The 24710-nt window shown below is 51.9% G+C and carries 29 protein-coding genes; 19 read left to right on the top strand and 10 right to left on the bottom strand.

Annotation, left to right across the window (positions count from 1 at the left end; all coding sequences use genetic code 11):
- Positions 1-11: 11 nt before the first annotated feature.
- From ACE15A_RS18450 to avrA, 9 genes are all read left to right on the top strand, one after another.
- Positions 12-251, top strand: a complete 240-nt coding sequence (locus tag ACE15A_RS18450) for a type III secretion system needle complex protein (protein ID WP_053509072.1) — start codon at positions 12-14, stop codon at positions 249-251.
- An 18-nt stretch (positions 252-269) separates the two neighbouring features.
- Positions 270-575 (top strand): type III secretion system inner rod protein PrgJ, encoded by a 306-nt coding sequence (prgJ, locus tag ACE15A_RS18445; RefSeq protein ID WP_000020427.1) that lies wholly within the window; start codon positions 270-272, stop codon positions 573-575.
- Entirely contained in the window at positions 572-1330 is a 759-nt protein-coding gene (prgK, locus tag ACE15A_RS18440; RefSeq protein ID WP_023249348.1) for a type III secretion system inner membrane ring lipoprotein PrgK, read from the top strand. The genes prgJ and prgK overlap by 4 nt, the downstream gene beginning before the upstream one ends.
- Complete coding sequence (gene orgA, locus ACE15A_RS18435; RefSeq protein ID WP_077944426.1) at positions 1302-1901, top strand: oxygen-regulated invasion protein OrgA; 600 nt, start codon at positions 1302-1304, stop codon at positions 1899-1901. The genes prgK and orgA overlap by 29 nt, the downstream gene beginning before the upstream one ends.
- Positions 1858-2529 (top strand): type III secretion system linker protein OrgB, encoded by a 672-nt coding sequence (orgB, locus tag ACE15A_RS18430; RefSeq protein WP_023249350.1) that lies wholly within the window; start codon positions 1858-1860, stop codon positions 2527-2529. Before orgA ends, orgB begins: the two co-directional genes overlap by 44 nt.
- A gap of 15 nt (positions 2530-2544) precedes the next feature.
- A complete protein-coding gene (locus ACE15A_RS18425; protein WP_023249351.1) occupies positions 2545-3003 on the top strand; it encodes a type III secretion system effector protein OrgC in 459 nt (152 codons plus the stop codon).
- Positions 3004-3349: 346 nt separating this feature from the next.
- On the top strand, positions 3350-4237 hold the full coding sequence (hilC, locus tag ACE15A_RS18420; RefSeq protein WP_023249352.1) for an invasion transcriptional regulator HilC: 888 nt from the start codon (positions 3350-3352) through the stop codon (positions 4235-4237).
- 385 nt (positions 4238-4622) lie between these two features.
- On the top strand, positions 4623-5378 hold the full coding sequence (locus ACE15A_RS18415) for a transcriptional activator SprB (RefSeq protein WP_023249353.1): 756 nt from the start codon (positions 4623-4625) through the stop codon (positions 5376-5378).
- Positions 5379-5539: 161 nt separating this feature from the next.
- Complete coding sequence (avrA, locus tag ACE15A_RS18410; protein WP_077918500.1) at positions 5540-6448, top strand: type III secretion system YopJ family effector AvrA; 909 nt, start codon at positions 5540-5542, stop codon at positions 6446-6448.
- A 98-nt stretch (positions 6449-6546) separates the two neighbouring features.
- Here the strand turns inward: avrA and sitD are convergent, their stop codons facing one another.
- The 4 genes from sitD to sitA are packed head-to-tail and all read right to left on the bottom strand — an operon-like array spanning position 6547 to position 9978.
- Positions 6547-7395, bottom strand: a complete 849-nt coding sequence (sitD, locus tag ACE15A_RS18405) for an iron/manganese ABC transporter permease subunit SitD (RefSeq protein WP_023249355.1) — start codon at positions 7393-7395, stop codon at positions 6547-6549.
- On the bottom strand, positions 7386-8246 hold the full coding sequence (gene sitC, locus ACE15A_RS18400; protein WP_023249356.1) for an iron/manganese ABC transporter permease subunit SitC: 861 nt from the start codon (positions 8244-8246) through the stop codon (positions 7386-7388). Before sitC ends, sitD begins: the two co-directional genes overlap by 10 nt.
- Complete coding sequence (gene sitB, locus ACE15A_RS18395; RefSeq protein ID WP_000083165.1) at positions 8243-9064, bottom strand: iron/manganese ABC transporter ATP-binding protein SitB; 822 nt, start codon at positions 9062-9064, stop codon at positions 8243-8245. The genes sitC and sitB overlap by 4 nt, the downstream gene beginning before the upstream one ends.
- Positions 9061-9978 carry an iron/manganese ABC transporter substrate-binding protein SitA gene (gene sitA / locus ACE15A_RS18390; RefSeq protein ID WP_053509067.1) on the bottom strand — a complete coding sequence of 306 codons (918 nt, stop codon included), beginning with the start codon at positions 9976-9978 and terminating at the stop codon, positions 9061-9063. Before sitA ends, sitB begins: the two co-directional genes overlap by 4 nt.
- 181 nt (positions 9979-10159) lie before the next feature.
- On the opposite strand from sitA, the gene ACE15A_RS18385 reads away from it, so the two are divergent.
- Entirely contained in the window at positions 10160-10504 is a 345-nt protein-coding gene (locus tag ACE15A_RS18385) for a nitrous oxide-stimulated promoter family protein (RefSeq protein ID WP_023249358.1), read from the top strand.
- Between the two features lie 61 nt (positions 10505-10565).
- Here ACE15A_RS18385 and flhA read toward each other — a convergent pair whose 3' ends face one another.
- From flhA to hypA, 6 genes are all read right to left on the bottom strand, one after another.
- Positions 10566-12644 (bottom strand): formate hydrogenlyase transcriptional activator FlhA, encoded by a 2079-nt coding sequence (flhA, locus tag ACE15A_RS18380; RefSeq protein ID WP_023249359.1) that lies wholly within the window; start codon positions 12642-12644, stop codon positions 10566-10568.
- Positions 12645-12790: 146 nt separating this feature from the next.
- On the bottom strand, positions 12791-13801 hold the full coding sequence (gene hypE / locus ACE15A_RS18375) for a hydrogenase expression/formation protein HypE (protein WP_023249360.1): 1011 nt from the start codon (positions 13799-13801) through the stop codon (positions 12791-12793).
- Complete coding sequence (gene hypD / locus ACE15A_RS18370; protein WP_053509065.1) at positions 13798-14919, bottom strand: hydrogenase formation protein HypD; 1122 nt, start codon at positions 14917-14919, stop codon at positions 13798-13800. Before hypD ends, hypE begins: the two co-directional genes overlap by 4 nt.
- Positions 14919-15191 carry a hydrogenase 3 maturation protein HypC gene (gene hypC, locus ACE15A_RS18365; RefSeq protein ID WP_023249362.1) on the bottom strand — a complete coding sequence of 91 codons (273 nt, stop codon included), beginning with the start codon at positions 15189-15191 and terminating at the stop codon, positions 14919-14921. The genes hypD and hypC overlap by 1 nt, the downstream gene beginning before the upstream one ends.
- Positions 15182-16054 (bottom strand): hydrogenase nickel incorporation protein HypB, encoded by an 873-nt coding sequence (gene hypB / locus ACE15A_RS18360; protein ID WP_023249363.1) that lies wholly within the window; start codon positions 16052-16054, stop codon positions 15182-15184. The genes hypC and hypB overlap by 10 nt, the downstream gene beginning before the upstream one ends.
- Before the next feature lie 121 nt (positions 16055-16175).
- Positions 16176-16532, bottom strand: coding sequence for a hydrogenase maturation nickel metallochaperone HypA (gene hypA, locus ACE15A_RS18355; protein ID WP_023249364.1), 357 nt, complete (start codon positions 16530-16532; stop codon positions 16176-16178).
- Positions 16533-16740: 208 nt separating this feature from the next.
- Here hypA and hycA point away from each other — a divergent pair, with 208 nt between their 5' ends.
- The 9 genes from hycA (at position 16741) to hycI (ending at position 24630) form a co-directional block, all read left to right on the top strand.
- Entirely contained in the window at positions 16741-17202 is a 462-nt protein-coding gene (hycA, locus tag ACE15A_RS18350) for a formate hydrogenlyase regulator HycA (RefSeq protein ID WP_053509063.1), read from the top strand.
- A gap of 145 nt (positions 17203-17347) precedes the next feature.
- On the top strand, positions 17348-17956 hold the full coding sequence (gene hycB, locus ACE15A_RS18345) for a formate hydrogenlyase subunit HycB (protein ID WP_053509061.1): 609 nt from the start codon (positions 17348-17350) through the stop codon (positions 17954-17956).
- A complete protein-coding gene (gene hycC / locus ACE15A_RS18340) occupies positions 17956-19788 on the top strand; it encodes a formate hydrogenlyase subunit 3 (protein WP_053509059.1) in 1833 nt (610 codons plus the stop codon). The genes hycB and hycC overlap by 1 nt, the downstream gene beginning before the upstream one ends.
- A 2-nt stretch (positions 19789-19790) precedes the next feature.
- Complete coding sequence (locus tag ACE15A_RS18335; RefSeq protein WP_129382487.1) at positions 19791-20714, top strand: respiratory chain complex I subunit 1 family protein; 924 nt, start codon at positions 19791-19793, stop codon at positions 20712-20714.
- 17 nt (positions 20715-20731) lie between these two features.
- Positions 20732-22441, top strand: a complete 1710-nt coding sequence (gene hycE / locus ACE15A_RS18330) for a formate hydrogenlyase subunit HycE (RefSeq protein WP_053509057.1) — start codon at positions 20732-20734, stop codon at positions 22439-22441.
- Between the two features lie 9 nt (positions 22442-22450).
- Complete coding sequence (hycF, locus tag ACE15A_RS18325; RefSeq protein WP_023249369.1) at positions 22451-22993, top strand: formate hydrogenlyase subunit HycF; 543 nt, start codon at positions 22451-22453, stop codon at positions 22991-22993.
- A complete protein-coding gene (gene hycG, locus ACE15A_RS18320) occupies positions 22993-23760 on the top strand; it encodes a formate hydrogenlyase subunit HycG (RefSeq protein WP_023180410.1) in 768 nt (255 codons plus the stop codon). The genes hycF and hycG overlap by 1 nt, the downstream gene beginning before the upstream one ends.
- Positions 23757-24167, top strand: a complete 411-nt coding sequence (locus tag ACE15A_RS18315; protein ID WP_023249371.1) for a formate hydrogenlyase maturation HycH family protein — start codon at positions 23757-23759, stop codon at positions 24165-24167. The genes hycG and ACE15A_RS18315 overlap by 4 nt, the downstream gene beginning before the upstream one ends.
- On the top strand, positions 24160-24630 hold the full coding sequence (gene hycI, locus ACE15A_RS18310) for a hydrogenase maturation peptidase HycI (protein ID WP_053509055.1): 471 nt from the start codon (positions 24160-24162) through the stop codon (positions 24628-24630). Before ACE15A_RS18315 ends, hycI begins: the two co-directional genes overlap by 8 nt.
- Positions 24631-24710 lie beyond the last annotated feature (80 nt).

The following is a 24710-nucleotide window of genomic DNA, read 5'->3' as shown; positions in this document are numbered from 1 at the left end:
AAGGAATAAGTATGGCTAACTGGTCAGGTTATCTGGATGAAGTCTCCGCGACTTTTGATAAAGGTGTTGACGATTTGCAAGCGCAGGTGACGAAAGCACTTACGGATTTAGCAGCAAAGCCCTCCGATCCGGCGCTACTGGCGCAGTATCAGAGTAAGCTCTCGGAATATAACTTGTACCGTAACGCGCAATCGAACACGGTAAAAGTCTTTAAGGATATTGATGCTGCCATTATTCAGAACTTCCGTTAATCAGTTATAAGGTGGATTATGTCGATTGCAACTATTGTCCCTGAAAATGCCGTCATAGGGCAGGCGGTCAATATCAGACCTATGGAAACAGACATTGTCTCGCTGGATGACCGTCTACTACAGGCTTTTTCTGGTTCGGCGATTGCCACGGCTGTGGATAAACAGACGATTACCAATCGGATTGAGGACCCTAATCTGGTGACGGACCCTAAAGAACTGGCCATTTCGCAAGAGATGATATCAGATTATAACCTGTATGTTTCTATGGTCAGTACCCTTACTCGTAAAGGAGTCGGGGCAGTTGAAACGCTATTACGCTCATGATTCGTCGATATCTATATACCTTTCTGCTGGTAGTGACCCTTGCTGGCTGTAAGGATAAGGATCTTTTAAAAGGACTGGACCAGGAACAGGCTAATGAGGTCATTGCCGTTCTGCAAATGCATAATATAGAGGCGAATAAAATTGATAGCGGAAAATTGGGCTATGGCATTACCGTTGCTGAGCCTGATTTTACCGCTGCGGTGTACTGGATTAAAACCTATCAGCTTCCTCCCCGGCCACGGGTAGAAATTGCGCAGATGTTTCCGGCGGATTCGCTGGTATCGTCTCCGCGAGCTGAAAAGGCCAGGTTATATTCGGCTATTGAACAGCGACTGGAGCAGTCATTACAGACGATGGAAGGCGTGCTCTCCGCCAGGGTCCATATCAGTTATGATATTGATGCTGGTGAAAATGGCCGCCCGCCAAAACCTGTTCATCTGTCGGCATTAGCCGTATATGAACGAGGTTCGCCGCTTGCGCATCAGATCAGCGATATCAAGCGTTTCTTAAAGAATAGTTTTTCCGACGTGGATTATGACAATATTTCTGTTGTGTTGTCAGAACGTTCAGATGCCCAATTACAGGCTCCCGGCACGCCAGTAAAACGTAATTCTTTTGCAACTAGTTGGATTGTATTGATTATTTTGTTATCCGTGATGTCAGCAGGATTTGGCGTCTGGTATTACAAAAACCATTATGCCCGGAATAAGAAAGGCATAACGGCTGATGATAAGGCGAAATCGTCAAATGAATAGGCAGCCATTACCCATTATCTGGCAAAAAGTCATTTTTGATCCGTTGTCGTATATTCATCCTCAGCGGTTGCAGATAGCCTCGGAAATGATTGTCAGACCTGCCGCCAGGGCGGCGGCGAATGAGTTAATACTGGCGACCTGGCAGCTTAAGACCGGAGAAAAGGAGAGTATTCAAAACTCACTGACGCAGCTGTGGCTGCGTCAGTGGCACCGACTACCGCAAATAGCGTACTTACTCGGTTGCCATAAACTGAGAGCCGATCTGGCAAGGCAGGGAGCCTTGCTTGGCCTGCCGGATTGGGCGCAAGCATTTTTGGCAATGCATCAGGGAACAAGTTTATCTGTCTGCGATAAGGCGCCGAATCACCGGTTTTTACTCAGCGTCGGGTATGCACAGTTAGATGCCCTGAGTGAATTTTTACCTGAATCTTTAGCACAGCGTTTTCCTTTGCTTTTTCCTCCATTTATTGAGGAGGCATCGAAGCAGGATGCTGTAGAAATGTCAATTTTGCTACTGGCCTTACAATATGCTCAAAAATATCCCAATTCCGTCCCCGCTTTCGCCTGTTGAGGGGATACTGATAAAGCGTAAAACGCTGGAACGTTATTTCTCTATTGAGAGATTAGAACAGCAGGCGCATCAACGGGCTAAGCGTATTTTGCGAGAGGCGGAAGAAGAGGCAAAGACCTTGCGGATGTATGCCTACCAGGAAGGTTACGAACAGGGAATGATAGACGCGTTACAGCAGGTCGCAGCTTATCTTACCGATAGTCAGACAATGGCCTGGAAATGGATGGAAAAAATACAGACTTATGCCCGAGAGTTATTTTCAGCAGCAGTCGATCATCCAGAAACGCTTTTAACCGTACTGGATGAGTGGCTGAGGGATTTTGATAAGCCGGAGGGACAACTTTTTTTAACACTGCCAGTTAATGCGAAAAAAGATCACCAAAAACTGATGGTGTTGCTTATGGAGAACTGGCCAGGTACTTTTAATCTTAAATATCATCAGGAACAGCGCTTTATCATGAGTTGCGGCGATCAGATCGCAGAATTTTCACCTGAACAATTTGTTGAAACGGCGGTAGGTGTTATTAAGCATCATCTTGATGAACTTCCACAAGACTGCCGGACGATTTCTGATAGTGCCATTAATGCACTTATTGATGAGTGGAAGACAAAAACGCAAGCATCATAAAATGGAGGTTAAAAGATGATACCAGGCACAGTTTCAACTTCTTATTTGGTCCCGACAGCGAATACTGAAGCGACGGGTAGCAGTGTTGTTTCGTTAAGCGCCAGGGCGGCTACGTTGAATAATGTGGATAGCGCACGTTTAAGCAATGGCACTGATGTTGAGCTCTATGACGTGTTCTACCAGAGGCTTTTGTCGCTTCCTGAGTCAGCCTCTTCTGAAACGCTTAAAGATGCCATTTATCAAGAAATGAATGCCTTCAAAGATCCTAACAGTGGCGATCCTGCATTTGTCTCCTTTGAGCAGCAAACGGCTATGCTACAAAATATGATGGGAAAAGTTGAGTCGGATACCCGTTTATATGAGGCCTTAAATGGGTTATTAGTTGGCACGATGAACGCACAGTCACAAATGACTTCCTGGATGCAGGAGATTATTTTATCAGGCGGGGAAAACAAAGAGGCAGTTGACTGGTAAGTCTCCCATTGCTGGCAGTTTGTGATAAGGTATGGTGTATACGTCAGTGAATAGTGTTGATAGTGCACCATGCTAACTCAGCTATGTTACTGATAAATAGTACTTATTGCAGTATCTGTAAGGCGTTTTATCCTGGAAAATCCATATTAATATTGTAAGTTTTCATTACAAGATTGTGCATAAAGTTTATAAAAGTATCTTTGTATGAAAAAAAACAACGCACTTTAGAATGTAATTATTGGCTACAATAATAAAACAATCAGATTTAAATCATCTTTGTGAGTTTTAATTATTTCTTTATAAGAATATAACGATTTTAAGTTCCTTATAGCACACAGGATAAAATATGGTATTGCCTTCAATGAATAAATCAGTTGAGGCTATTAGCAATAATCACCTTCAACAGCCGAGTAGAGCTTCATTAATAAACGGATTAGCTGATGTAAGAGACTATTATGTCGCAAATTGCGTATTAATCAAACTTAATAAAGGCAGTTTGCGGATTGAAAATGAGTTTGGGGAGTTCATTGAGCAACCTGCACCGTGTTTATTTTTATTGGAAAAAGATCAAACGATAACGTTTAGTATGAGCGAAATTGAAGGTCATATAGATTTTTCCTCATTGGAAGTTTCTTATGACTTAATGCAAAAATTCTACAAAGTCTTTTACAGCACAAGAAATTATAATGACAGAGAGTTATCATTAAAAACGAAGCCAAAGCATTTTTTCCATGCCGAGCTGTTGCCCGGAATGAGTGATACTTTTGACTCTATTTTGAATGGCGTGGCGTGTCCACGGGTTTGTAGTAATGTGAGTATTGATGATCATGATTATTCATATTACTCATTAATGTATCTTATATCGGCATTTGTACGCAAACCCGGTGGGTTTGATTTCCTTGAGCGAGCGGTAAAGATTACGACAAAAGAGAAAGTTTATAACATTATTATTAGTGATATCACCCGTAAATGGTCTCAAGCTGAGGTGGCTGGAAAACTGTTCATGAGCGTATCAAGTCTGAAACGCAAACTGGCCGCTGAAGATGTGAGCTTTAGTAAAATATACCTGGATGCTCGTATGAATCAGGCTATAAAATTACTACGTATGGGCGCTGGAAATATTTCACAAGTCGCGACGATGTGTGGCTATGATACGCCATCCTATTTTATCGCTATTTTTAAACGGCATTTTAAAATTACACCACTTAGCTTTATGCGTACAATAAATCATTAATTTTTGAAATTGTTTTAAACGTTACTATCTGTTTGCGTACAGATGCGAAAATATTTCTCTTAATAGCAGTATATAGTCCAGTATCACTACACCTGTGATACGCAGTTAATAAAAGAGAGTCGAAAGCATTCATTGTCAGACATACCAGGTCACAAGGAATCCGGCAATCGTTGCACTGCAAGAGATTACCGTAAAGTAAAAAAGAAAATTTAATCATTATCAGATTCGTAAAAGGAATTCATTTCGGTAACAGCATTGCGCATGTAATAACGTATCAAGCATTATTACGTTTGTTGCAAGAGGGCGTTATCCACTTGCGCAGTAGCTGCCCAGGAAGAAAAATCATTACCGAAGCTGTGGTCAGTTTTCAGAAAAGGATAAGCAAATGAAAAATGTAATTATATACGGTATCAACTGGACTAATTGTTATGCCCTTCAGTCCATCTTTAAGCAAAAATACCCGGAAAAACGCGTCAAAACATGTAATTCGTTAACCGCACTCTTGCATTCTATATCCGATATGCCGGATGCCGGGCTGATTTTATCTTTGAACCCTCATGAGCATGTTTATCTTTTTCATGCGTTGCAGGCGCGGTTGCAGAGTCGTAAAGTTCTGGTAGTGGCAGATCGCTTGTATTATATCGATCGCTGTGTGCTGCAATATTTTGGCGTTATGGATTATGTTCTAAAAGACGAGCTATGCTGCATTATCCGCTCGGATCGAGAGAAGTCTCGTTTTCCGGAGGCCTGGCTGCGTTTCTGCCACAGGCCACAGAGGAAAACTGTGGCTGCTACGTATGCTTTTAATGCCGGAGAGACGCCGGAAGAGATACTGTTTAATATCAATCAATACGCCTGGTGGAATCTACCGCCCGGCGTCACCCAGGCGAAATATGCGCTGCTGATATTATTATCCTCCGGACATCCGGCAATTGAACTGGCGAAAAAATTTGGCCTGGGAACAAAAACCGTCAGTATTTATCGTAAGAAGGTAATGTATCGTTTGGGGATGGACTCTTCACCGCTATCTCTTTTCCGGGGGCTGAAATTAGACGCGCATTTACAGCGCACTGCTTTTGCACATAACCATAGCGTACCGGACGATAATTGCTCGTTACCGATTGCGGTAGGAATGAATTAAAATATTTTTTATTATTTATGACCATATGTTGAGTTTTTATTATAAAAAAATATTTTTTGAGTAGTAATTATTATATCTGATCATTTGGAGGTGGTTGGTACCCTGGCTCAATCATTGATGCATATTTTTGCGGACAATATATTGAATCTGAAAAGTTAAAGATGATATTTTCAGTGCAGGAGAGATCATGTGGAGGGGAAAGTATGCTAAGTCCTACAACTCGTAATATGGGGGGGAATCTATCGCCTCAGCCAGAAGTAAGCGGGGGGCTAAACACCGAAGCATTGACCTGTATTATTGAGCGTCTGGAAAGTGAAATTATAGATGGGAGCTGGATTAATATCAGTTACGAGGAGACCGATCTCGAAATGATGCCTTTTCTTGTTGCACAGGCCAATAAGAAGTATCCAGAGTTAAATCTTAAATTTGTTATGTCAGTCCATGAGCTTGTTTCCTCTATAAAGGAGACCAGAATGGAAGGCGTTGAATCTGCCCGATTTATCGTAAATATGGGAAGTTTAGGTATCCACATTTCAGTCGTCGATTTTAGAGTTATGGACGGAAAGACATCGGTGATTTTGTTCGAGCCAGCAGCGTGTAGCGCTTTTGGACCTGCTTTACTGGCGTTGAGGACCAAAGCAGTTATTGAACGTGAACAACTGCCTGATTGTTATTTTGCTATGGTCGAGCTGGACATTCAACGGAGCTCTTCTGAATGCGGTATTTTTAGCCTGGCGCTCGCCAAAAAACTTCATCTTGAATTTATGAATTTAGTAAAAATTCATGAAGATAATATTTGTGAACGTCTGTGTGGAGAAGAACCTTTTCTCCCGTCTGATAAAGCAGACCGCTATTTGCCGGTGAGTTTTTACAAACATACTCAAGGCGTACAACGATTAAATGAATATGTGGAGGCCAATCCGGCGGCGGAAAGCAGTATAGTAAACAAAAAGAATGAAACGCTTTATGAGCGATTCGATAACAATGCCGTTATGCTAAACGATAAAAAACTCTCTATATCCTCTCATAAAAAAAGGATAGCTGAATATAAATCTTTACTTAAATCGTAATGAACTCATAAAGTTGCCTGCCAGAGGAAATCTTTATAGCGCCATAAGACTACTCTATATTATGACCGCATGTTTCCTGAATAGCAGGCAAAAAAGTGTTAACCTTGCGCCTCTGGTACGATTTCATTACGCCTGTCGCGCCATGTTGAGTAAATAAATGCCGCAATAAATATGATGGCAAACAATACTACGATGGTCGGCGCTGGCGCGCTATCAAGATAAAATGACAGATAGACGCCCGCAAAAGCGGTTATAACTGACAGACTGACCGCTAATCCCAGCGCGCGCGCAAAGCGTCGCGTTAGCAAAATGGCAATTGCGCCGGGGGCGATAAGCAGTGAGATCGACAGAATAATTCCCACCGATTTCAGCGTGGCGACGATAGTCAGCGCAATCATACATAGCAGGCCATAATGCAGTAGCGTGGTATTTAACCCGCTGGCTTTCGCCTGGTGCGGGTCAAAGGCGTGTAGCAGGAGATCTTTCCATTTCAGTCCAATGATTAACGCAATACCCAGCGCAATGACCGACGTTTGTACTATATCCCCCAGCGATACGCCCAGCATATCGCCAAACAGGATGTGATCCAGATGCACTTCCGATTGAATAGAGACATAGAGCACCAGACCTGCGCCAAACATCCCGGAAAAGACGATTCCCATCACCGTATCACGTTTGATGCGGCTATTATCGTCCAGATAACCGGTCGCGATAGCGCAAAATAATCCGGCAATGAAAGCGCCAATCGCCAGGGGAATACCCACAATATATGCCAGCACGACCCCGGGGAATACCGCATGACTCATTGCGTCGCCCATTAACGCCCAGCCTTTTAACACTAAAAATACGGACAGCAAGGCGCAGGGAATCGCCACAATGACCGAAACCATAAGGGCATTCACCATAAAATCAAACTGAAATGGCTCCAGCAACGTTGTTAATAACATGTCGGCTCCTTCTGCAGGCGGGCGCGTCGACGGTTGGCTAGCAGACCGTGTTTCGGGGCGAAAATAAAGGCCGTGATGAACAGTAAGGTTTGCATGACGACAATAATTCCGCCAGTGGCGCCATCCAGCCAGTAGCTAAGCCAGGCGCCCAGAAAACTGGTCAGGCTGCCAATTACTACGGCAATCATGAGCAGACGTGGAAAACGGTCGGTGAGTAACCAGGCCGTCGCGCCCGGCGTGACGACGAGACAGATGACCAGGAACGCCCCGACGGTTTGCAGGGCCGCCACGGTGGAGACGGATAATAGGGTGAAAAACAGCAGCTTTAGCCGACCCGGATTAAGCCCGATAGAACGCGCATGGGTTTCATCGAAAAAGACGACCATCAAATCTTTCCACTTTAACAGCAAAATCGTCAGCGAGACTGCGCCGATAATCGCCAGTTGCGCAATATCCGCTGGCGCGATCGCCAGCACGTTGCCGAGAATTATCGTCTGGATATTCACCGACATTGGATTGAGCGACACCATAAAAAGACCGACGCCAAAAAAAGAGGAGAAGATAAGTCCGATAATTGCGTCTTCTTTCAGGCGTGAGCGTTGGTTAAGAAAGAGCATACTGCCAGCAGCCAGTCCGCCGGAAAGAAACGCGCCGAGCGAGAAGGGCAGCCCTAACATCCAGGCGCCAGCGACGCCAGGCACAATGGAGTGAGATAGCGCATCGCCAATGAGCGACCAGCCTTTGAGCATCAAATAGCAGGAGAGAAACGCGCACAGGCCGCCCACCATCGCGGAGACCCACATCGCGTTGAGCATATACTGGTAGCCAAACGGCTCAACAAGCCAGTTCATGACGATTTTCCTCCACTGGCCACGCGCCGGGAAATAAAGGGGCGCTCGTCATCGGTGATGATGTGCTCTTCGCCGCCGCTTAGCGCGATATGACGTAGAACGCCGCTAAACGCCTGCTCCAGATTCGCGGCGGTAAACGTGGTTTCTGTAGGACCGCTGGCCAGTACGGTCCCTTTAATCATTACCGTATAGTCGCAAAACTCGGTGACGGAGCCGAGATTATGCGTTGATACCAGCATCGTGCGGCCTTCATCGCGCAGCTCCCGCAGTAGATCGATGATTCGGGCTTCGGTTTTTACATCTACGCCGGTAAAAGGTTCATCCAGCAGGATCACCTGTCCATCCTGAGCAATGGCCCTGGCAAGAAATACGCGTTTTTTCTGCCCACCGGACAGCTCACCAATCTGCCTGTGACGATATTCCTGCATATCCACCCGCGCCAGCGCGGCGTCAACACAGGCGTGATCATGCGCAGTAGGACGGCGTAGCCAGCCCATATGGCCGTAGCGTCCCATCATCACCACATCTTCCACCAGTACCGGAAATGACCAGTCCACTTCTTCCGATTGCGGAACATAAGCAATGAGGTTTTTTTTCAGCGCTGTATTGACCGACTGTTGCAGTATAGTGATATCGCCCTGCGCAAGATGCACAAAGCCCATTAACGCTTTAAATAACGTAGATTTACCGGAACCATTTACACCTACCAGAGCGGCGATTGTACCGCCAGGCACCTGAAAAGTAGCATCCCGTAGGGCGGTATGGCCGTTGCGATACGTCACCGTGACTTGATCAACGGTAATCGCAGATTGACTCATTGTTGACTCCTCAGTCCGTCGTTAATGCCGTTGACGATGGTTTCGGTAGTGACACGCAACAGATCCAGATAGGTTGGTACAGGACCATCGGCGGCGCTCAGAGAATCGACATACAGCACGCCGCCATAATGCGCGCCGGATTCACGCGCGACCTGGCGGGCTGGTTTATCGGAAACCGTACTCTCGCTAAAGATGGCGGGAATATGGTGCTTTTTAATGGTATCAATCACTTTACGCACCTGTTTTGGCGTACCCTGTTGATCGGCGTTAATTGGCCAGAGATAGAGCTCTTTCATGTTGTTATCGCGCGCCAGGTAAGAGAACGCGCCTTCGCTGGTGACCAGCCAGCGCTGATCGGCGGGAATTTTTTCCAGTTCGGCGCGCAGCGGATCGGCCATTTGGCGAATTTTCGCTTTATAGCGTTCGGCGTTTTGCTTATAGATCTCCGCATTATCCGGATCGTACTTCACCAGAGCATCGCGAATGTTATCGACATAAATCAGCGCGTTTTCTGCCGACATCCAGGCGTGCGGGTTCGGTTTACCGTTATACGGGCCTTCGGTAATGCCCATCGGTTTGACGCCGGTGGAGACGACGACTTCCGGTACGCCGGAAAGGTGCTGATAAAAGCGGGTGAACCACCGCTCCAGGTTCAGACCATTCGCGAGGATAAGCTGGGCCCCCTGCGCTCGTTTTATATCGCCGGGCGTTGGCTGATACTCATGGATTTCAGCGCCGGGCTTGGTAATCGAGCTGACTTCCGCTGCGTCGCCCGCCACGTTTTTCGCCATGTCGGCAATAACGGTAAATGTGGTAATTACTTTAAATTTCTCTTTTGCATAGGCCGGCGATAGCGCGAGTATCGCTACAATACCGGCAATCAGGAGTGTTTTCAGACGGCGCAGATTCGTCATAGTATCCCTCGCAACAATGTGGTTAATTAATCATCGAATATAGCCTTTGCTATGTTATATAGCACAAGGTATGAATAAATGAAAATAATTCTTATTTGCGAAAGCGTGACGATACGCAGTGATAGTGCTAAAGAGAGATAAGGTGTAAAATAAATGCATCTTAATGTTTGGAGAGGACACGATGTCTGGTAAACGTATCGCTCGTGAAAAACTGACGATCAAAAAAATGATCGCGCTCTACGCGAACCGGTGTCCGCAAGCTTCAAATGATAAGGCGCATTATGATGCGCTGTTTTCCTACGCGCAAAAACGTCTTGATAAGTGCGTATTTGGCGAGGAAAAACCCGCCTGTAAGCAGTGCCCGGTGCACTGCTATCAGCCGGCTAAACGCGAGGAGATGAAGCAGATTATGCGTTGGGCAGGCCCGCGAATGCTTTGGCTGCATCCTGTCCTGACCGTGCGGCATCTTATCGACGATAAGCGCCCCGTTCCGGAATTGCCGGAAAAATATCAGCGTAAGAAGTGAAGGGGAAGCGCCAGGTCTACGGCGCGCATCATCTCCAGGCCGGATAAGATCCGGCAACCCGTTACGCTAATGCGTCTTTATCAATACCTAATCGCTTCATACGCGACAGCAGGGTGGTTCGTTTAAGCCCCAGACGTTGTGCCGCGCCTTTTGGTCCAGCCACTACGCCATTGGTCTCTTTCAACACGCGTATAATAAGCTGATATTCATCTTCGCCTTCTTTGGCGCTTTCCGTCGCAACAGCCGAGGTATCGGGCGTTACGGCGATAATATCCGGCAGCGACAGTTGTAGCACATTGCCGCGCGTCAGCAGCACGGCGCGCTCGACGACATTCTCCAGTTCGCGAACGTTCCCTGGCCATTCCATGCTGCTGAGCGTGCGCAGCGTTTCAGCAGGAATACTGTCGATATTACGACCCATTCGGCGGGCGATTTTGAAGGTGAACGCTTTGACCAGTAGCGGAATATCTTCCGGACGTTCGCGTAACGGAGGAAGTTGGATCGGAAAAACATTCAGCCGATAGTAGAGATCGTTACGGAATTCGCGATCGGCGACCATTTTTTTTAGATCGCGGTTAGTTGCGGCGATCAGTCGCACGTCGGTCTGGATCAGTTTATTGCTGCCGAGACGTTCAAACTCTTGTTCCTGAAGGACGCGCAACAGCTTAGGCTGTAGCTCCAGCGGCATGTCGCCCACTTCATCCAGAAACAGCGAGCTTTTATCTGCCAGCTCGAAACGACCAATCCGCTGCGCGCTGGCGCCGGTAAACGCGCCGCGCTCGTGACCAAACAGATCGCTTTCCAGCAGCCCCGCCGGCATCGCGGCGCAGTTCATCTTTACCATCCTGCGCCCGCTACGTCCGCTCAGGTTGTGAATGGCGCGGGCAATCAACTCCTTACCGGTTCCCGTTTCGCCCAGAATCAGCACGGTACTGTCGCTCTGCGCCACCATCTCAACCTGCTTTAGCACGTTGTACATTGCTTCGCTGCGCCCGATGATCTCGCCAAACTCGCTGTCAACGTTATTAAGCTGTTCCGTGAGCGCCAGATTTTCGTCGACCAGGCGTTCCTTCAGACGGTGGATTTCCTGATAGGCCAGCGCATTATCCACTGCAATTGCCACCCGTTCGGCAATCTGACGCAGCAGCTTGAGGTTAGCCGTGGTAAACACTTTTTCTTCGCACTGCGCCAGTTTGAGTACGCCAAGCATCGTCTTGCCGGACATCAACGGCAGCAGGCAAAGCGTCTGGATCTGATTGCCCCAGGTATCGAACAGCATTCGTTCGTAGGGGGCAAGCGGATCGCGTTCGTTGAGGTTGATAAGCAGCATCTCTTTGCTTTTAAAGACGCGCTCCGTGAGCGTGCCGGCTTCGTCGACTTCGCTCTGTTCGTGCGCCGGATGATGCTCATCAAGATAGTGGGTGGAGTAGATATTCAGCTTATTTTTGCGATGGCTGCGCAACACGATGCTGATCGCATCGATATTGAAATAGTGGTGGATCTCTTTAGCGACTTCGCTTACCAGCTCATCAATATCCAGGCGCGACAGGACGGCGTTGGTGATCGCAACCAGAATACGGAAGTTATCGCGTTCGCGACACAACAGATCATAATCGACATTATTGTTTACCCGGTCCTGAATTTGCTCGGCGACCACGCCGACAATTTGGGTAAACGTATGCAGACGGTCATACTCCTTTTCACTCCAGGGGCGATCTTCCTGACGGATAAACTCGCAGCCGCCGAAAATACGGCCTTCCGCGGCTAAAGGAAGCAGGCAGTAATGACCAAATTCCGAGTAGAGACCGCCCGCGGCAAGCTGCGGCCAGGTTTCGGTAAACTCATGGAAATTACAGTGCAACGCATCGGGGCGAGAAAGGATGCGACGTACCGGGCCGTGCGCCAGTACGGTTTCATCTTCATATTCAACAGGACGGCCATTTTCTCGCGTCGCATAATATTGTGCGCGTTGCGACTGCGCCTGCCATAGCACAATGCCGGCGCTGTCGGCGAGCGCTGAACGCTTTACCAGTTGCGAAAGCGCTTCACTGAGCGACGCCAGATCGGGCTGCTGCAATAAGGTACGAGTGATATCGAACAAGCCTTGCTGTCCAAGATCGCTCATGGGTGTATACGACATGTTGCTTTTCCAGGAAAATACCGCGGCGCGGTGCGAAAAGGTCTATGAATTATAGGTATTCGTTTTACATTTTTGCCGGATGGCGCTGACGCTTATCCGGTAGCTACGAGTCAGGCCGGGTAAGCGTAGCGCTACCGGGCTGTGTATCAGCATATACGAGGCAGCGGTTCGGCGTGTGGCAAATCAAGGGTTCGCTTCACGCCATAGAGTCCGGCTAAGCGAACGCCTTTGCGTTCGACGACTTCGCCAATCAGCGCCGCATCACGTCCCAGCGGATGCGCGCGTAACGCCGCCAACGCCCGATCTGCGGCCTGCCGTTCAACGGCAATCACCAGTTTTCCTTCGTTGGCAAAGTTCAGAGCATCCAGCCCCAACAGCTCGCAAACGCCGCGCACGGCAGGTTTGAGCGGAAGTGCGGATTCGGACAATTCAATACCGTAACCGCAGGACGCCGCAAACTCATGGGCGACCGCATTCACGCCGCCGCGCGTGGCGTCACGCAATGCCTTCACTCCGTCAATATGCCGCAGCGTCTGAATAAGTGGCGTTAATACTGCGCAGTCGCTCGCCAGCTCGCCATCCAGCCCCAGTTGCTCACGCAAGTTGAGGATAGTGGCCCCGTGATCGCCAAGCGTACCGCTGACTAACAGCACATCGCCAACGCTCAGCGTTTGCGCGCCCCAGTGAATATCGGCGGGAATCGCCCCCATGCCGGCGGTGTTGATAAACAATTTATCCGCCGCGCCGCGCTGCACAACTTTGGTGTCACCGGTTACAATGGCGATACCCGCTTCCCGCGCGGTCGCCGCCATGCTATTGACCACGCTTTTTAACATCTCCATCGGCAGCCCTTCTTCAAGGATAAAGCCGCAGGAGAGATAGCGGGGGATCGCGCCGCTCACCGCAACGTCGTTCGCCGTACCGCAAATCGCCAGTTTGCCGATATTGCCGCCGGGGAAAAAGAGCGGATCGATCACATAGCTATCGGTAGAAAACGCCAGACGGTCGCCCTCCGCCGTCAGTTGCGCCAGCTCCAGACGTGCCTGATCTTCTTGTTCCGCCAGCCACGGGTTGGCAAAGGCCTCCATAAACAGGCTATTAATCAACTGTTGCATAGCCTGGCCGCCGCTGCCGTGGGCGAGTTGTATATTGTTCAAACTTCACACTCCTGCTGACGATACTGATACCAGGCGGCGCATGCGCCTTCGGAAGAGACCATTAGCGCGCCGAACGCGGTCTCTGGATTACATGTTTTACCAAATAGCGGGCACTGATGCGGCTTGCATCTGCCGGTCAGCACTTCGCCGCAGCGGGCACGCGGATCGTCGTAGACTTGCTGCGGCTCTGGGCGGAAATGCGCTTCGGCGTCAAAGCGCTGATACTCTGGCGTCAGGTGGACGCCGGAAGATTCAATCACGCCCAGACCGCGCCACTCGCTGTCGCCATTAACGCAGAACACATCGGCGATGGCTTGCTGCGCCAGCATATTTCCGGCATCCGGCACCACGCGGCGGTATTGGTTTTCAACCTGGCTTAGGGCCGCTATTTTCTGCTCAACCAGCATGACCACGCCTTGCAGTAGATCAAGCGGTTCGAATCCTGCCACCACCAGCGGGCGATTAAAACCGGCGGCGATAAACTGGTACGCCTCGGTGCCGATGACCATGCTGACGTGGCCTGGCGCAAGGAATGCGTCAATGCCGTTGTCCGGCTGTTCCAGTAGGCTACGCAGCGTCGGGATCAACGTAATGTGCTGGCAGAAAAAGTAGAAGTTTCGCACGTCGCGCTGTTTTGCCTGCTGCAGCGTGATGGCGGTGGTCGGCATGGTGGTTTCAAAGCCCAGTCCGAAGAATACCACTTTGCGGGTCGGGTTATCCTGCGCCAGCTTCAGCGCGTCCATCGGTGAATAAACAATACGGACATCCGCGCCGCGCGCTTTAGCCTGCAACAGAGAACCCTGTTTCCCCGGCACGCGCATGGCATCGCCAAAGGTGCAGAAAATCACCTCTGGATGGCTGGCGATTTCCACGCAACTGTCGATACGTCCCATCGGCAGCACGCAGACCGGACAACCGGGGCCGTGAATAAACTCCACGTTTTCGGGCAGTAACTGATCGAGACCAAATTTAAAAATCGCGTGGGTATGACCCCCGCAGACTTCCATAATGCGCAACGGACGTTCGGCAGTGTAAGGAAGAAGGGTGGCGCGTTCACGCAGGTGTTCAATGAGCTGCATTACCTGTTCCGGCGCACGGTACTCGTCAACAAAACGCATTATCTCTCCTCACCATACAGCAGTGCGCCGACGTCCGGCTCAACATCAAACATATTTTGTAGCGCGTCGAGCGTATCGTGCGCTTCCGCTTCGTTAATGACGCTCATGGCGAATCCGACATGAACCAGCACCCACTGACCCAGACGCGGCTGACCGTTTTCATCACAACTGCCGACTAATGTGAGATCGACGTCGCGCTGAATGCCGCAGACGTCAACTTTTGCCTGATTGCCGTCAATGGCGCGGATTTGACCCGGAACGCCTATGCACATCGCTGCGCCTCCAGCCAGGCCAGCCACTGATCCATGCCTTCGCCGCTGGTGGCGGAAATCAGGATAATTTCAATCTCCGGGTTCACTTCACGCGCGCTGGCGATGCACTTCTCAACGTCAAAATTGAGGTAGGGCAGCAGATCGACTTTATTGAGCAGCATTAGCGACGCGGCGGCAAACATATGGGGATACTTCAGCGGCTTATCTTCGCCTTCGGTCACGGAAAGCACTGCGACTTTATGCTTTTCGCCCAGATCGAAGCTGGCCGGGCAGACGAGATTACCGACGTTTTCGATAAACAGAATACCGCGGTCATCCAGCGGCAGGCGCGGCGCGGCGTCGGCGATCATCTGCGCATCAAGATGGCAGCCTTTGCCCGTGTTTACCTGAATGGCGGGCGTGCCGGTGGCGCGGATGCGGGCGGCGTCGTTCACTGTCTGCTGGTCGCCTTCAATCACCGCGCACGGTACACGGTCTTTCAATTTCATCAGCGTTTCGGTCAGCAAGGTGGTTTTACCGGACCCGGGGCTGGACACCAGGTTGAGCACCAGATGCTGGCGGGCGGCGAAACGGGCGCGGTTGCGCTCTGCCAGACGATTATTTTTGTCCAGCACGTCGATTTCGACCTCCAGCATCCGCCGCTGGCTCATACCTGGCGCATGGGTTCCAGCTTCGCCATGACCGTAATGCAGATCGCCTTCTGCGGTCTGACTTGGGGTAAATTCAGGCGTTTTAATGCCTGTAATATTTAGCGCCGGGCGAGCCGCTGGGGCAAAGGGCGCGCTACGAAACGCAGAGTGTGGATTATGCTCATCGCCTTCTATATAAAGGTTGCCTTCAGCGCAACCGCAAGTCGTACACATCGCTTACTCCTGATCTTTTCTTGTTACAGGCTTTCTGCCGAATGGCGACGCGAGCGTCTTATCCGGCCCACAGGTTGTCATCGTCGTTGTAGGCCGGGTAAGGCGAAGCCGCCATCTGGCATTAATCTTCTGTTCCATCAATCTCTATGCGCCGAATTTGTAAGCCATCATCGGCCACAATTCGCAGCGTATCGCTATGACATTGTGGACAACGCCGTACACGATGTGTCAACAACGTGACATATTGTTGACAATGCTCACACCAGCATTCGGCTTCCTGTTCTTCGAGGTGCAGTTTACAACCTTCTGCTATCGTGCCGCGGCATACCAGATCAAAACAAAAGGAAAGAGCGCTGGTTTCTACGCAAGAAAATGCGCCAATTTTGATCCAGACGGCTGTCACATGTTTTGCACCGTATGCTGAAGCCTGTTGTTCAATCAATTCCAGTGCCCGTTGGCAGAGGGTGATTTCGTGCATATCGCCTCCCGTAGTGGTTGCCCCCTGTAAAGCAATATTTATGCCAATGTTTGCATCCCCTGGTAGGTCATGTCGACAATGACGAAATGACATGTCGTCACCGCGTCGAAACGGCAATAATTACGTCAATATGCTATTAAAACAATAGGTTAATAATTGGCATGAAAAATGCTTAACGCAGGCATCTCTGTTAAACGGGTAACCTGACATGACTATTTGGGAAATAAGCGAAAAAGCCGATTACATCGCGCAACGGCATCGTCGCCTACAGGACCAGTGGCATATTTACTGCAACTCGCTGGTTCAGGGGATCACCCTCTCGAAAGCGCGCCTGCATCACGCAATGAGCTGCGCGCCGGAAAGGGATCTTTGCTTTGTCCTGTTTGAGCACTTTCGTATTTACGTCGCGTTGGCGGATGGTTTTAACAGCCACACCATTGAATACTACGTTGAAACCAAAGATGGCGAAGATAAGCAATTGATTGCACAGGCACAACTCGATATCGACGGCAAGGTTGATGAACGGGTTAACAACCGCGATCGCGAGCAGGTGCTGGAGCACTATCTGGAAAAAATCGCCAGCGTTTACGACAGCCTCTATGCCGCGGTGGAAACCAACTCGCCGGTCAATTTGCGCCAACTGGTAAAGGGACACAGCCCGGCTGTATAAGCCTGAGGCGTTGCCCGCTTTGATTCGCGATGTGGCGCTGTGCCACGTCATGAATGTTTTGGGGATGGGCGTGTCGATAAGTGTCGAAAATGACATTTCAACGGCATGTTTTCGTCAAAAATGACAATCACCTGAGGAATGCCTGGTGAATCGTTTTGTAATTGCTGACTCCACTCTCTGTATCGGCTGTCACACCTGTGAGGCCGCCTGTTCAGAGACGCATCGCCAGCATGGCCTGCAATCAATGCCGCGCCTGAAAGTGATGCTGAATGAAAAAGAATCTGCGCCGCAGCTCTGTCACCACTGTGAAGATGCGCCATGCGCCACGGTATGCCCGGTTAACGCGATTAATCGCGTTGACGGCGCTGTCCAGCTTAATGAAAACCTGTGCGTGAGCTGCAAACTGTGTGGTATTGCCTGTCCGTTTGGCGCTATTGAGTTTTCCGGCAGCCGTCCGCTGCATATTCCGGCGAACGCCAATACGCCGAAAGCGCCGCCCGCGCCGCCTGCGCCTGCGCGTGTCAGTACATTGCTCGACTGGGTGCCGGGCGTACGCGCTATCGCGGTGAAATGCGACCTGTGCAGTTTTGACGAGCAAGGCCCGGCCTGCGTACGTATGTGTCCAACCAAAGCGCTACACCTGGTGGATAACACGGATATCGCCCGCGCCAGCAAACGTAAACGTGAGCTGACGTTTAATACCGATTTTGGCGATCTCACCTTGTTTCAGCAGGCTCAGAGTGGGGATGCATAATGAGTTCACTTTCACTGATTACTAGTGGCGTAGCGTGGTTTGCCGCCGCCGCCGCCGCCGTTCTGGCGTTTCTGTTTTCGTTTCATAAAGCGCTGAGCGGCTGGATTGCCGGTATCGGCGGCGCGGTCGGCAGCCTGTGTACGGCAGGCGCGGGGTTCACCGTACTGAACAGCGCCGTTACGGTTAGCGGCGTGATGCCGTTTACCGGCCACATGCTGCAAATTACGCCGCTGAATGCTATCTGGCTGATTACTCTGGGGCTGTGCGGTCTGTTCGTCAGCCTGTTCAATATCGACTGGCATCGCCATCCACAGGTAAAAGCCAACGGACTGTTGGTCAACCTGCTGATGGCGGCAGCCGTCTGCGCCGTGGTCGCCAGTAATCTGGGGACGATGGTGGTGATGGCGGAAATCATGGCGCTCTGCGCCGTGTTCCTTACCGGCGGTAGCAAAGAGGGCAAACTGTGGTTTGCGCTGGGTCGTCTCGGTACGCTGCTACTGGCAATCGCCTGCTGGCTGGTGTGGCAGCGCTACGGCACGCTGGATCTGGGGCTGCTGGATCAACGCGCTCAGCAACTGCCGCTGGGCTCCGATATCTGGCTGCTCGGCGTTATCGGTTTTGGTCTGCTGGCCGGGATTATCCCGCTACACGGCTGGGTGCCGCAGGCGCACGCTAACGCCAGCGCTCCCGCCGCCGCGCTGTTCTCGACCGTAGTGATGAAAATCGGGCTGCTGGGCATTCTGTCGCTGTCGCTGATTGGCGGTAATGCGCCGCTGTGGTGGGGCGTGGCGCTGCTGGTGCTTGGGATGATCACCGCCTTTGTCGGTGGCCTGTATGCGCTGATGGAGCATAACATTCAGCGTTTGCTGGCCTATCACACGCTGGAAAATATCGGCATCATTCTGCTCGGTCTGGGCGCAGGCGTTACCGGGATTGCTCTCAATCAGCCGGTACTGATCGCGCTGGGTCTGACCGGCGGACTCTATCATCTGCTGAACCATAGTCTGTTCAAAAGCGTACTGTTTTTGGGCGCGGGCAGCATCTGGTTCCGTACCGGTCATCGCGATATCGAAAAACTGGGCGGTATTGGCAAACGGATGCCGGTTATTTCTATCGCCATGCTGGTCGGTCTGATGGCGATGGCCGCGCTGCCGCCGCTGAACGGCTTTGCCGGCGAGTGGGTGATTTACCAGTCCTTCTTCAAACTGGGCAATAGCGGTGCGTTTGTTGGTCGTCTGTTAGGGCCGCTGCTGGCGGTTGGCCTGGCGATTACCGGCGCGCTGGCGGTGATGTGTATGGCGAAAGTTTACGGCGTGACGTTCCTCGGCGCGCCGCGCACGAAAGAGGCGGAAAACGCCAGTTGCGCGCCAATCCTGATGGGCGTCAGCGTGGTGGCATTGGCGATTTGCTGCGTACTGGGCGGGGTTGCCGCGCCGTGGCTGTTGCCGATGATTTCCACTGCGGTACCGTTGCCGCTGGAAACCGCGCACACCACCGTATCGCAGCCGATGATCACGCTGCTGTTGGTCGCCTGTCCGCTACTGCCGTTCATCATTATGGCGATGTTCAAAGGCAACCGTCTGCCATCGCGCTCCCGCGGCGCGGCCTGGGTGTGCGGCTACGACCATGAGCAGTCGATGGTGATCACCGCGCACGGTTTCGCCATGCCGGTGAAAGAGGCCTTTGCCCCGGTACTTAAATTGCGTCAATGGCTTAATCCTGTCTCTCTGGTGCCGGGCTGGCAGAGCGCGGCGGCAGCGGTGCTGTTCCGTCGTCTGGCGCTGATTGAACTGGCGGTGCTGGTGGTGATTGTGGTTTCACGAGGAGCCTGAAAATGAGTGTGTTTTATCCGTTAATTCAGGCGCTGGTGCTATTTGCCGTTGCGCCATTGCTGTCTGGTATTACTCGCGTGGCGCGCGCCCGTCTGCACAATCGTCGTGGGCCGGGCGTGTTGCAGGAGTACCGCGACATTATCAAACTGCTCGGTCGTCAGAGTATTGCGCCTGCGGATTCCGGCTGGGTTTTTCGCCTGACGCCGTTTGTGATGGTCGGCGTGATGCTGACTATCGCCACCGCGCTGCCGGTGGTGACCGTTGGCTCGCCGTTGCCGCAATTGGGCGATCTGATCACCTTAATTTACCTGTTCGCCATCGCCCGTTTCTTTTTCTCTATCGCGGGTCTGGATACCGGTAGCCCGTTTACTGCTATTGGCGCGAGCCGTGAAGCGATGCTTGGCGTGCTGGTGGAGCCGATTTTGCTGCTGGGCCTGTGGGTCGCCGCGCAGGTCGTGGGCTCTACCCATATTAGCAATATCACCGATACCATTTATCACTGGCCTGTCGCGCGCAGTATTCCGCTGATTCTGGCGCTGTGCGCCTGCGCTTTCGCTACCTTTATCGAAATGGGCAAGCTGCCGTTCGACCTGGCGGAAGCGGAGCAGGAGTTGCAGGAAGGGCCGTTGACCGAATACAGCGGTAGCGGCTTTGCGGTGCTGAAATGGGGCATTAGCCTTAAGCAACTGGTGGTGCTGCAAATGTTCGTCGGCGTGTTTCTGCCGTGGGGACAGATGGAAACTTTCAGCGCAGGCGGACTGTTGCTGGCGCTGGTGATTGCCGTCGTCAAGCTGATTGTCGGCGTACTGGTGATCGCCCTGTTTGAAAACAGCATGGCGCGACTGCGTTTTTGCGCCACTTCACGCGTGACCTGGGCCGGTTTTGGGTTTGCGTTTTTAGCCTTCGTCTCCTTGCTGGCGGCGTGATTTAAGAGAGTTTGAGCATGTCTGAAGAAAAATTAGGTCAACAATACCTTGCGGCGCTGCACCAGGCGTTTCCGGGCGTAGTGCTGGACGAAGCCTGGCAGACCAAAGATCAGCTGACTATTACGGTGAAAGTGAACTATCTGCCGGAAGTGGTGGAGTTTCTTTACTACCAGCAGGGTGGATGGCTGTCGGTGCTGTTCGGTAATGACGAACGCCAGTTGTGCGGCCACTATGCTGTTTATTACGTGATGTCGATGGAGCTGGGCACGAAGTGCTGGGTAACGGTGCGCGTTGAGGTTGATCCAAATAAGCCGGAATATCCCTCCGTCACGCCGCGCGTGCCGGCTGCCGTGTGGGGGGAGCGCGAAGTGCGCGACATGTACGGTTTAATCCCGGTCGGCCTACCGGACGAGCGCCGTCTGGTACTGCCGGACGACTGGCCGGATGAACTCTATCCGCTGCGTAAAGACAGCATGGATTATCGTCAGCGCCCGGCGCCGACCACCGATGCGGAAACCTACGAGTTCATTAACGAGCTGGGTGACAAGAAAAATAACGTGGTGCCGATTGGCCCGCTGCATGTCACTTCCGATGAACCGGGCCACTTCCGTCTGTTCGTCGATGGTGAAAACATTATCGACGCTGACTACCGCCTGTTCTACGTCCACCGCGGCATGGAAAAACTGGCGGAAACCCGCATGGGTTATAACGAAGTCACCTTCCTTTCGGATCGCGTGTGTGGTATCTGCGGCTTCGCACACAGCACCGCCTACACCACCTCCGTGGAAAACGCGATGGGCATTCAGGTGCCGGAACGCGCGCAAATGATCCGCGCTATTTTGCTGGAAGTGGAGCGTCTGCACTCGCATCTGTTAAACCTCGGCCTGGCCTGCCACTTTACCGGCTTTGACTCCGGCTTTATGCAGTTCTTCCGCGTGCGCGAAACCTCCATGAAGATGGCAGAAATCCTTACCGGGGCGCGCAAAACTTACGGCCTGAACCTGATCGGCGGGATTCGCCGCGATCTGCTGAAAGAGGATATGATCCAGACCCGTCAACTGGCGCAGCAGATGCGTCGCGACGTGCAGGAGCTGGTGGATATGCTGCTCAGTACGCCAAATATGGAGCAGCGTACCGTCGGTATTGGCCGTCTGGAACCGGAAATTGCCCGTGACTTTAGTAACGTCGGCCCGATGGGGCGCGCCAGCGGTCACGCCCGCGACACCCGCGCCGACCACCCGTTTGTCGGCTACGGTCTGCTGCCGATGGAAGTACATAGCGAGCAGGGTTGCGATGTGATTTCCCGTCTGAAAGTCCGTATCAACGAAGTCTACACCTCGCTGAATATGATCGACTTCGGTCTGGATAATCTGCCGGGTGGCCCGCTAATGGTGGAAGGCTTCACCTATATTCCGCACCGTTTTGCGCTCGGCTTCGCTGAAGCGCCGCGCGGCGATGATATCCACTGGAGCATGACCGGCGACAATCAGAAGTTGTACCGCTGGCGCTGCCGTGCGGCGACCTACGCCAACTGGCCGACTTTGCGCTATATGCTGCGCGGCAACACTGTCTCCGACGCGCCGCTGATTATCGGCAGCCTTGACCCGTGCTACTCCTGTACCGACCGTATGACTGTGGTCGATGTGCGTAAGAAGAAGAGCAAAGTCGTGCCGTACAAAGAACTTGAGCGCTATAGCATTGAGCGTAAAAACTCGCCGCTGAAATAAGGAATCGCCATGTTTACCTTTATCAAAAAAGTTATCAAAACCGGCACGGCGACCTCGTCTTATCCGCTGGAGCCGATTGCGGTTGATAAAAACTTCCGCGGCAAGCCGGAACATAACCCGCAGCAGTGCATCGGCTGCGCCGCCTGCGTTAATGCCTGCCCGTCGAACGCGCTGACGGTAGAAACCGATCTTGCGACCAATGAGCTGGCCTGGCAGTTCAACCTTGGGCGTTGTATTTTCTGCGCCCGCTGCGAGGAAGTATGCCCGACGGCGGCGATTAAACTGTCACAGGAATATGAACTGGCGGTGTGGAAGAAAGAGGATTTTCTGCAACAGTCCCGCTTTGCACTGTGTCACTGCCGCGTTTGTCACCGTCCTTTTGCCGTGCAAAAAGAGATTGATTACGCCATTGCGCTGCTCAAACACAACGGCGACAGCCGCGCGGAACATTACCGCGAAAGCTTTGAGACTTGCCCGGACTGTAAGCGTCAGAAATGCCTGGTGCCGTCCGACCGTATTGAACTGACTCGCCATATGAAAGAGGTCAGCTAATGAGCAATTTATTAGGCCCGCGTGACGCCAACGGCATTCCGGTACCGATGACGGTGGATGAATCCATCGCCAGCATGAAGGCGTCTCTACTGAAAAATATTAAGCGTTCGGCATACGTTTACCGCGTGGACTGCGGTGGCTGTAACGGCTGTGAAATCGAAATCTTTGCGACGCTTTCGCCGTTGTTTGATGCCGAGCGTTTCGGCATCAAAGTGGTACCGTCGCCGCGCCATGCCGATATTCTGCTGTTTACCGGCGCGGTAACCCGCGCCATGCGCTCTCCGGCGCTGCGTGCCTGGCAGTCGGCGCCGGACCCGAAAATTTGTATCTCTTACGGCGCCTGCGGCAACAGCGGCGGCATTTTCCATGACCTGTACTGCGTCTGGGGCGGTACGGATAAAATCGTCCCGGTGGATGTGTATATTCCAGGCTGCCCGCCAACGCCTGCGGCGACGCTGTATGGCTTTGCGATGGCGCTTGGCCTGCTGGAGCAGAAAATCCACGCGCGCGCGCCAGGGGAACTGGACGACCAGGCGGCGGAAATTCTGCATCCGGATATGGTGCAGCCGCTGCGCGTGAAGGTAGATCGCGCGGCGCGTCGGCTGGCGGGTTATCGCTACGGTCGTCAGATCGCCGATGATTACCTGACACAGTTGGGACAAGGTGAGCAGCAGGTGGCGCGTTGGCTGGAAGCGGAAAACGATCCGCGTTTAACCGAAATTGTCACCCATCTCAATCATGTTGTTGAAGAGGCACGTATCCGATGAGCGAACAGGTGGTGTTCAGTCAACTGAGCCGTAAGTTTATTGATGAGAACGATGCGACGCCCGCCGAGGCGCAGCAGGTTGTCTATTACAGCCTGGCGATTGGCCACCACCTGGGGGTCATCGATTGCCTGGAGGCTGCGCTCACCTGCCCGTGGAACGACTATCTGGCGTGGATCGCCACCCTTGAAGAGGGAAGCGATGCCCGGCGTAAAATGGAAGGCGTGCCGAAGTATGGCGAGATCGTTATCGATTTTAACCATGTGTCGATGCTGGCGCGCGCGTTTGATAACGCGCGCGCCGCGCAGACCCCGCAGCAGCAAGAATGGAGTAAACTGATGCTCAGTATGCTGCATGACATTCATCAGGAAAGCGCCATCTACCTGATGGTGAGGAGGCTTCGTGACTGACGTTTTACTCTGTGTCGGCAATAGCATGATGGGCGACGACGGCGCAGGCCCGTTACTGGCTGAAATGTGCTCGGCGCAGCCGAAGGGTAATTGGGTGGTGATTGATGGCGGCAGCGCGCCGGAAAATGACATTGTGGCGATTCGCGAACTGCGTCCTGACCGCCTGTTGATTGTCGACGCCACCGACATGGGACTTAACCCGGGCGAGATCTGCATTATCGATCCGGATGATATCGCTGAAATGTTTATGATGACCACCCACAATATGCCGCTGAACTATCTGGTCGATCAGCTCAAAGAGGATGTCGGCGAGGTGATTTTTCTCGGTATCCAGCCGGATATCGTCGGGTTTTATTATCCGATGACCCAGCCGATTAAGGACGCGGTAAACACCATCTATCAGCGCCTGGAAGGGTGGCAGGGAAACGGCGGATTTGCGCGACTGGAAGCGCCGGAGGCGTAACTTTTTGATGCCGAATGAGGTATTCGGCATTTCTTTCATCCCCTGAACGGTTGTCATCCGTCATCGTCACTTGTGTCGAT

This window comes from Salmonella sp. HY31, from assembly GCF_042604575.1.
Lineage (GTDB): Bacteria > Pseudomonadota > Gammaproteobacteria > Enterobacterales > Enterobacteriaceae > Salmonella > Salmonella diarizonae.
The sequence above is the reverse complement of the archived record's forward strand: the minus strand, read 5'-3'. Positions and strand labels throughout refer to the sequence as shown.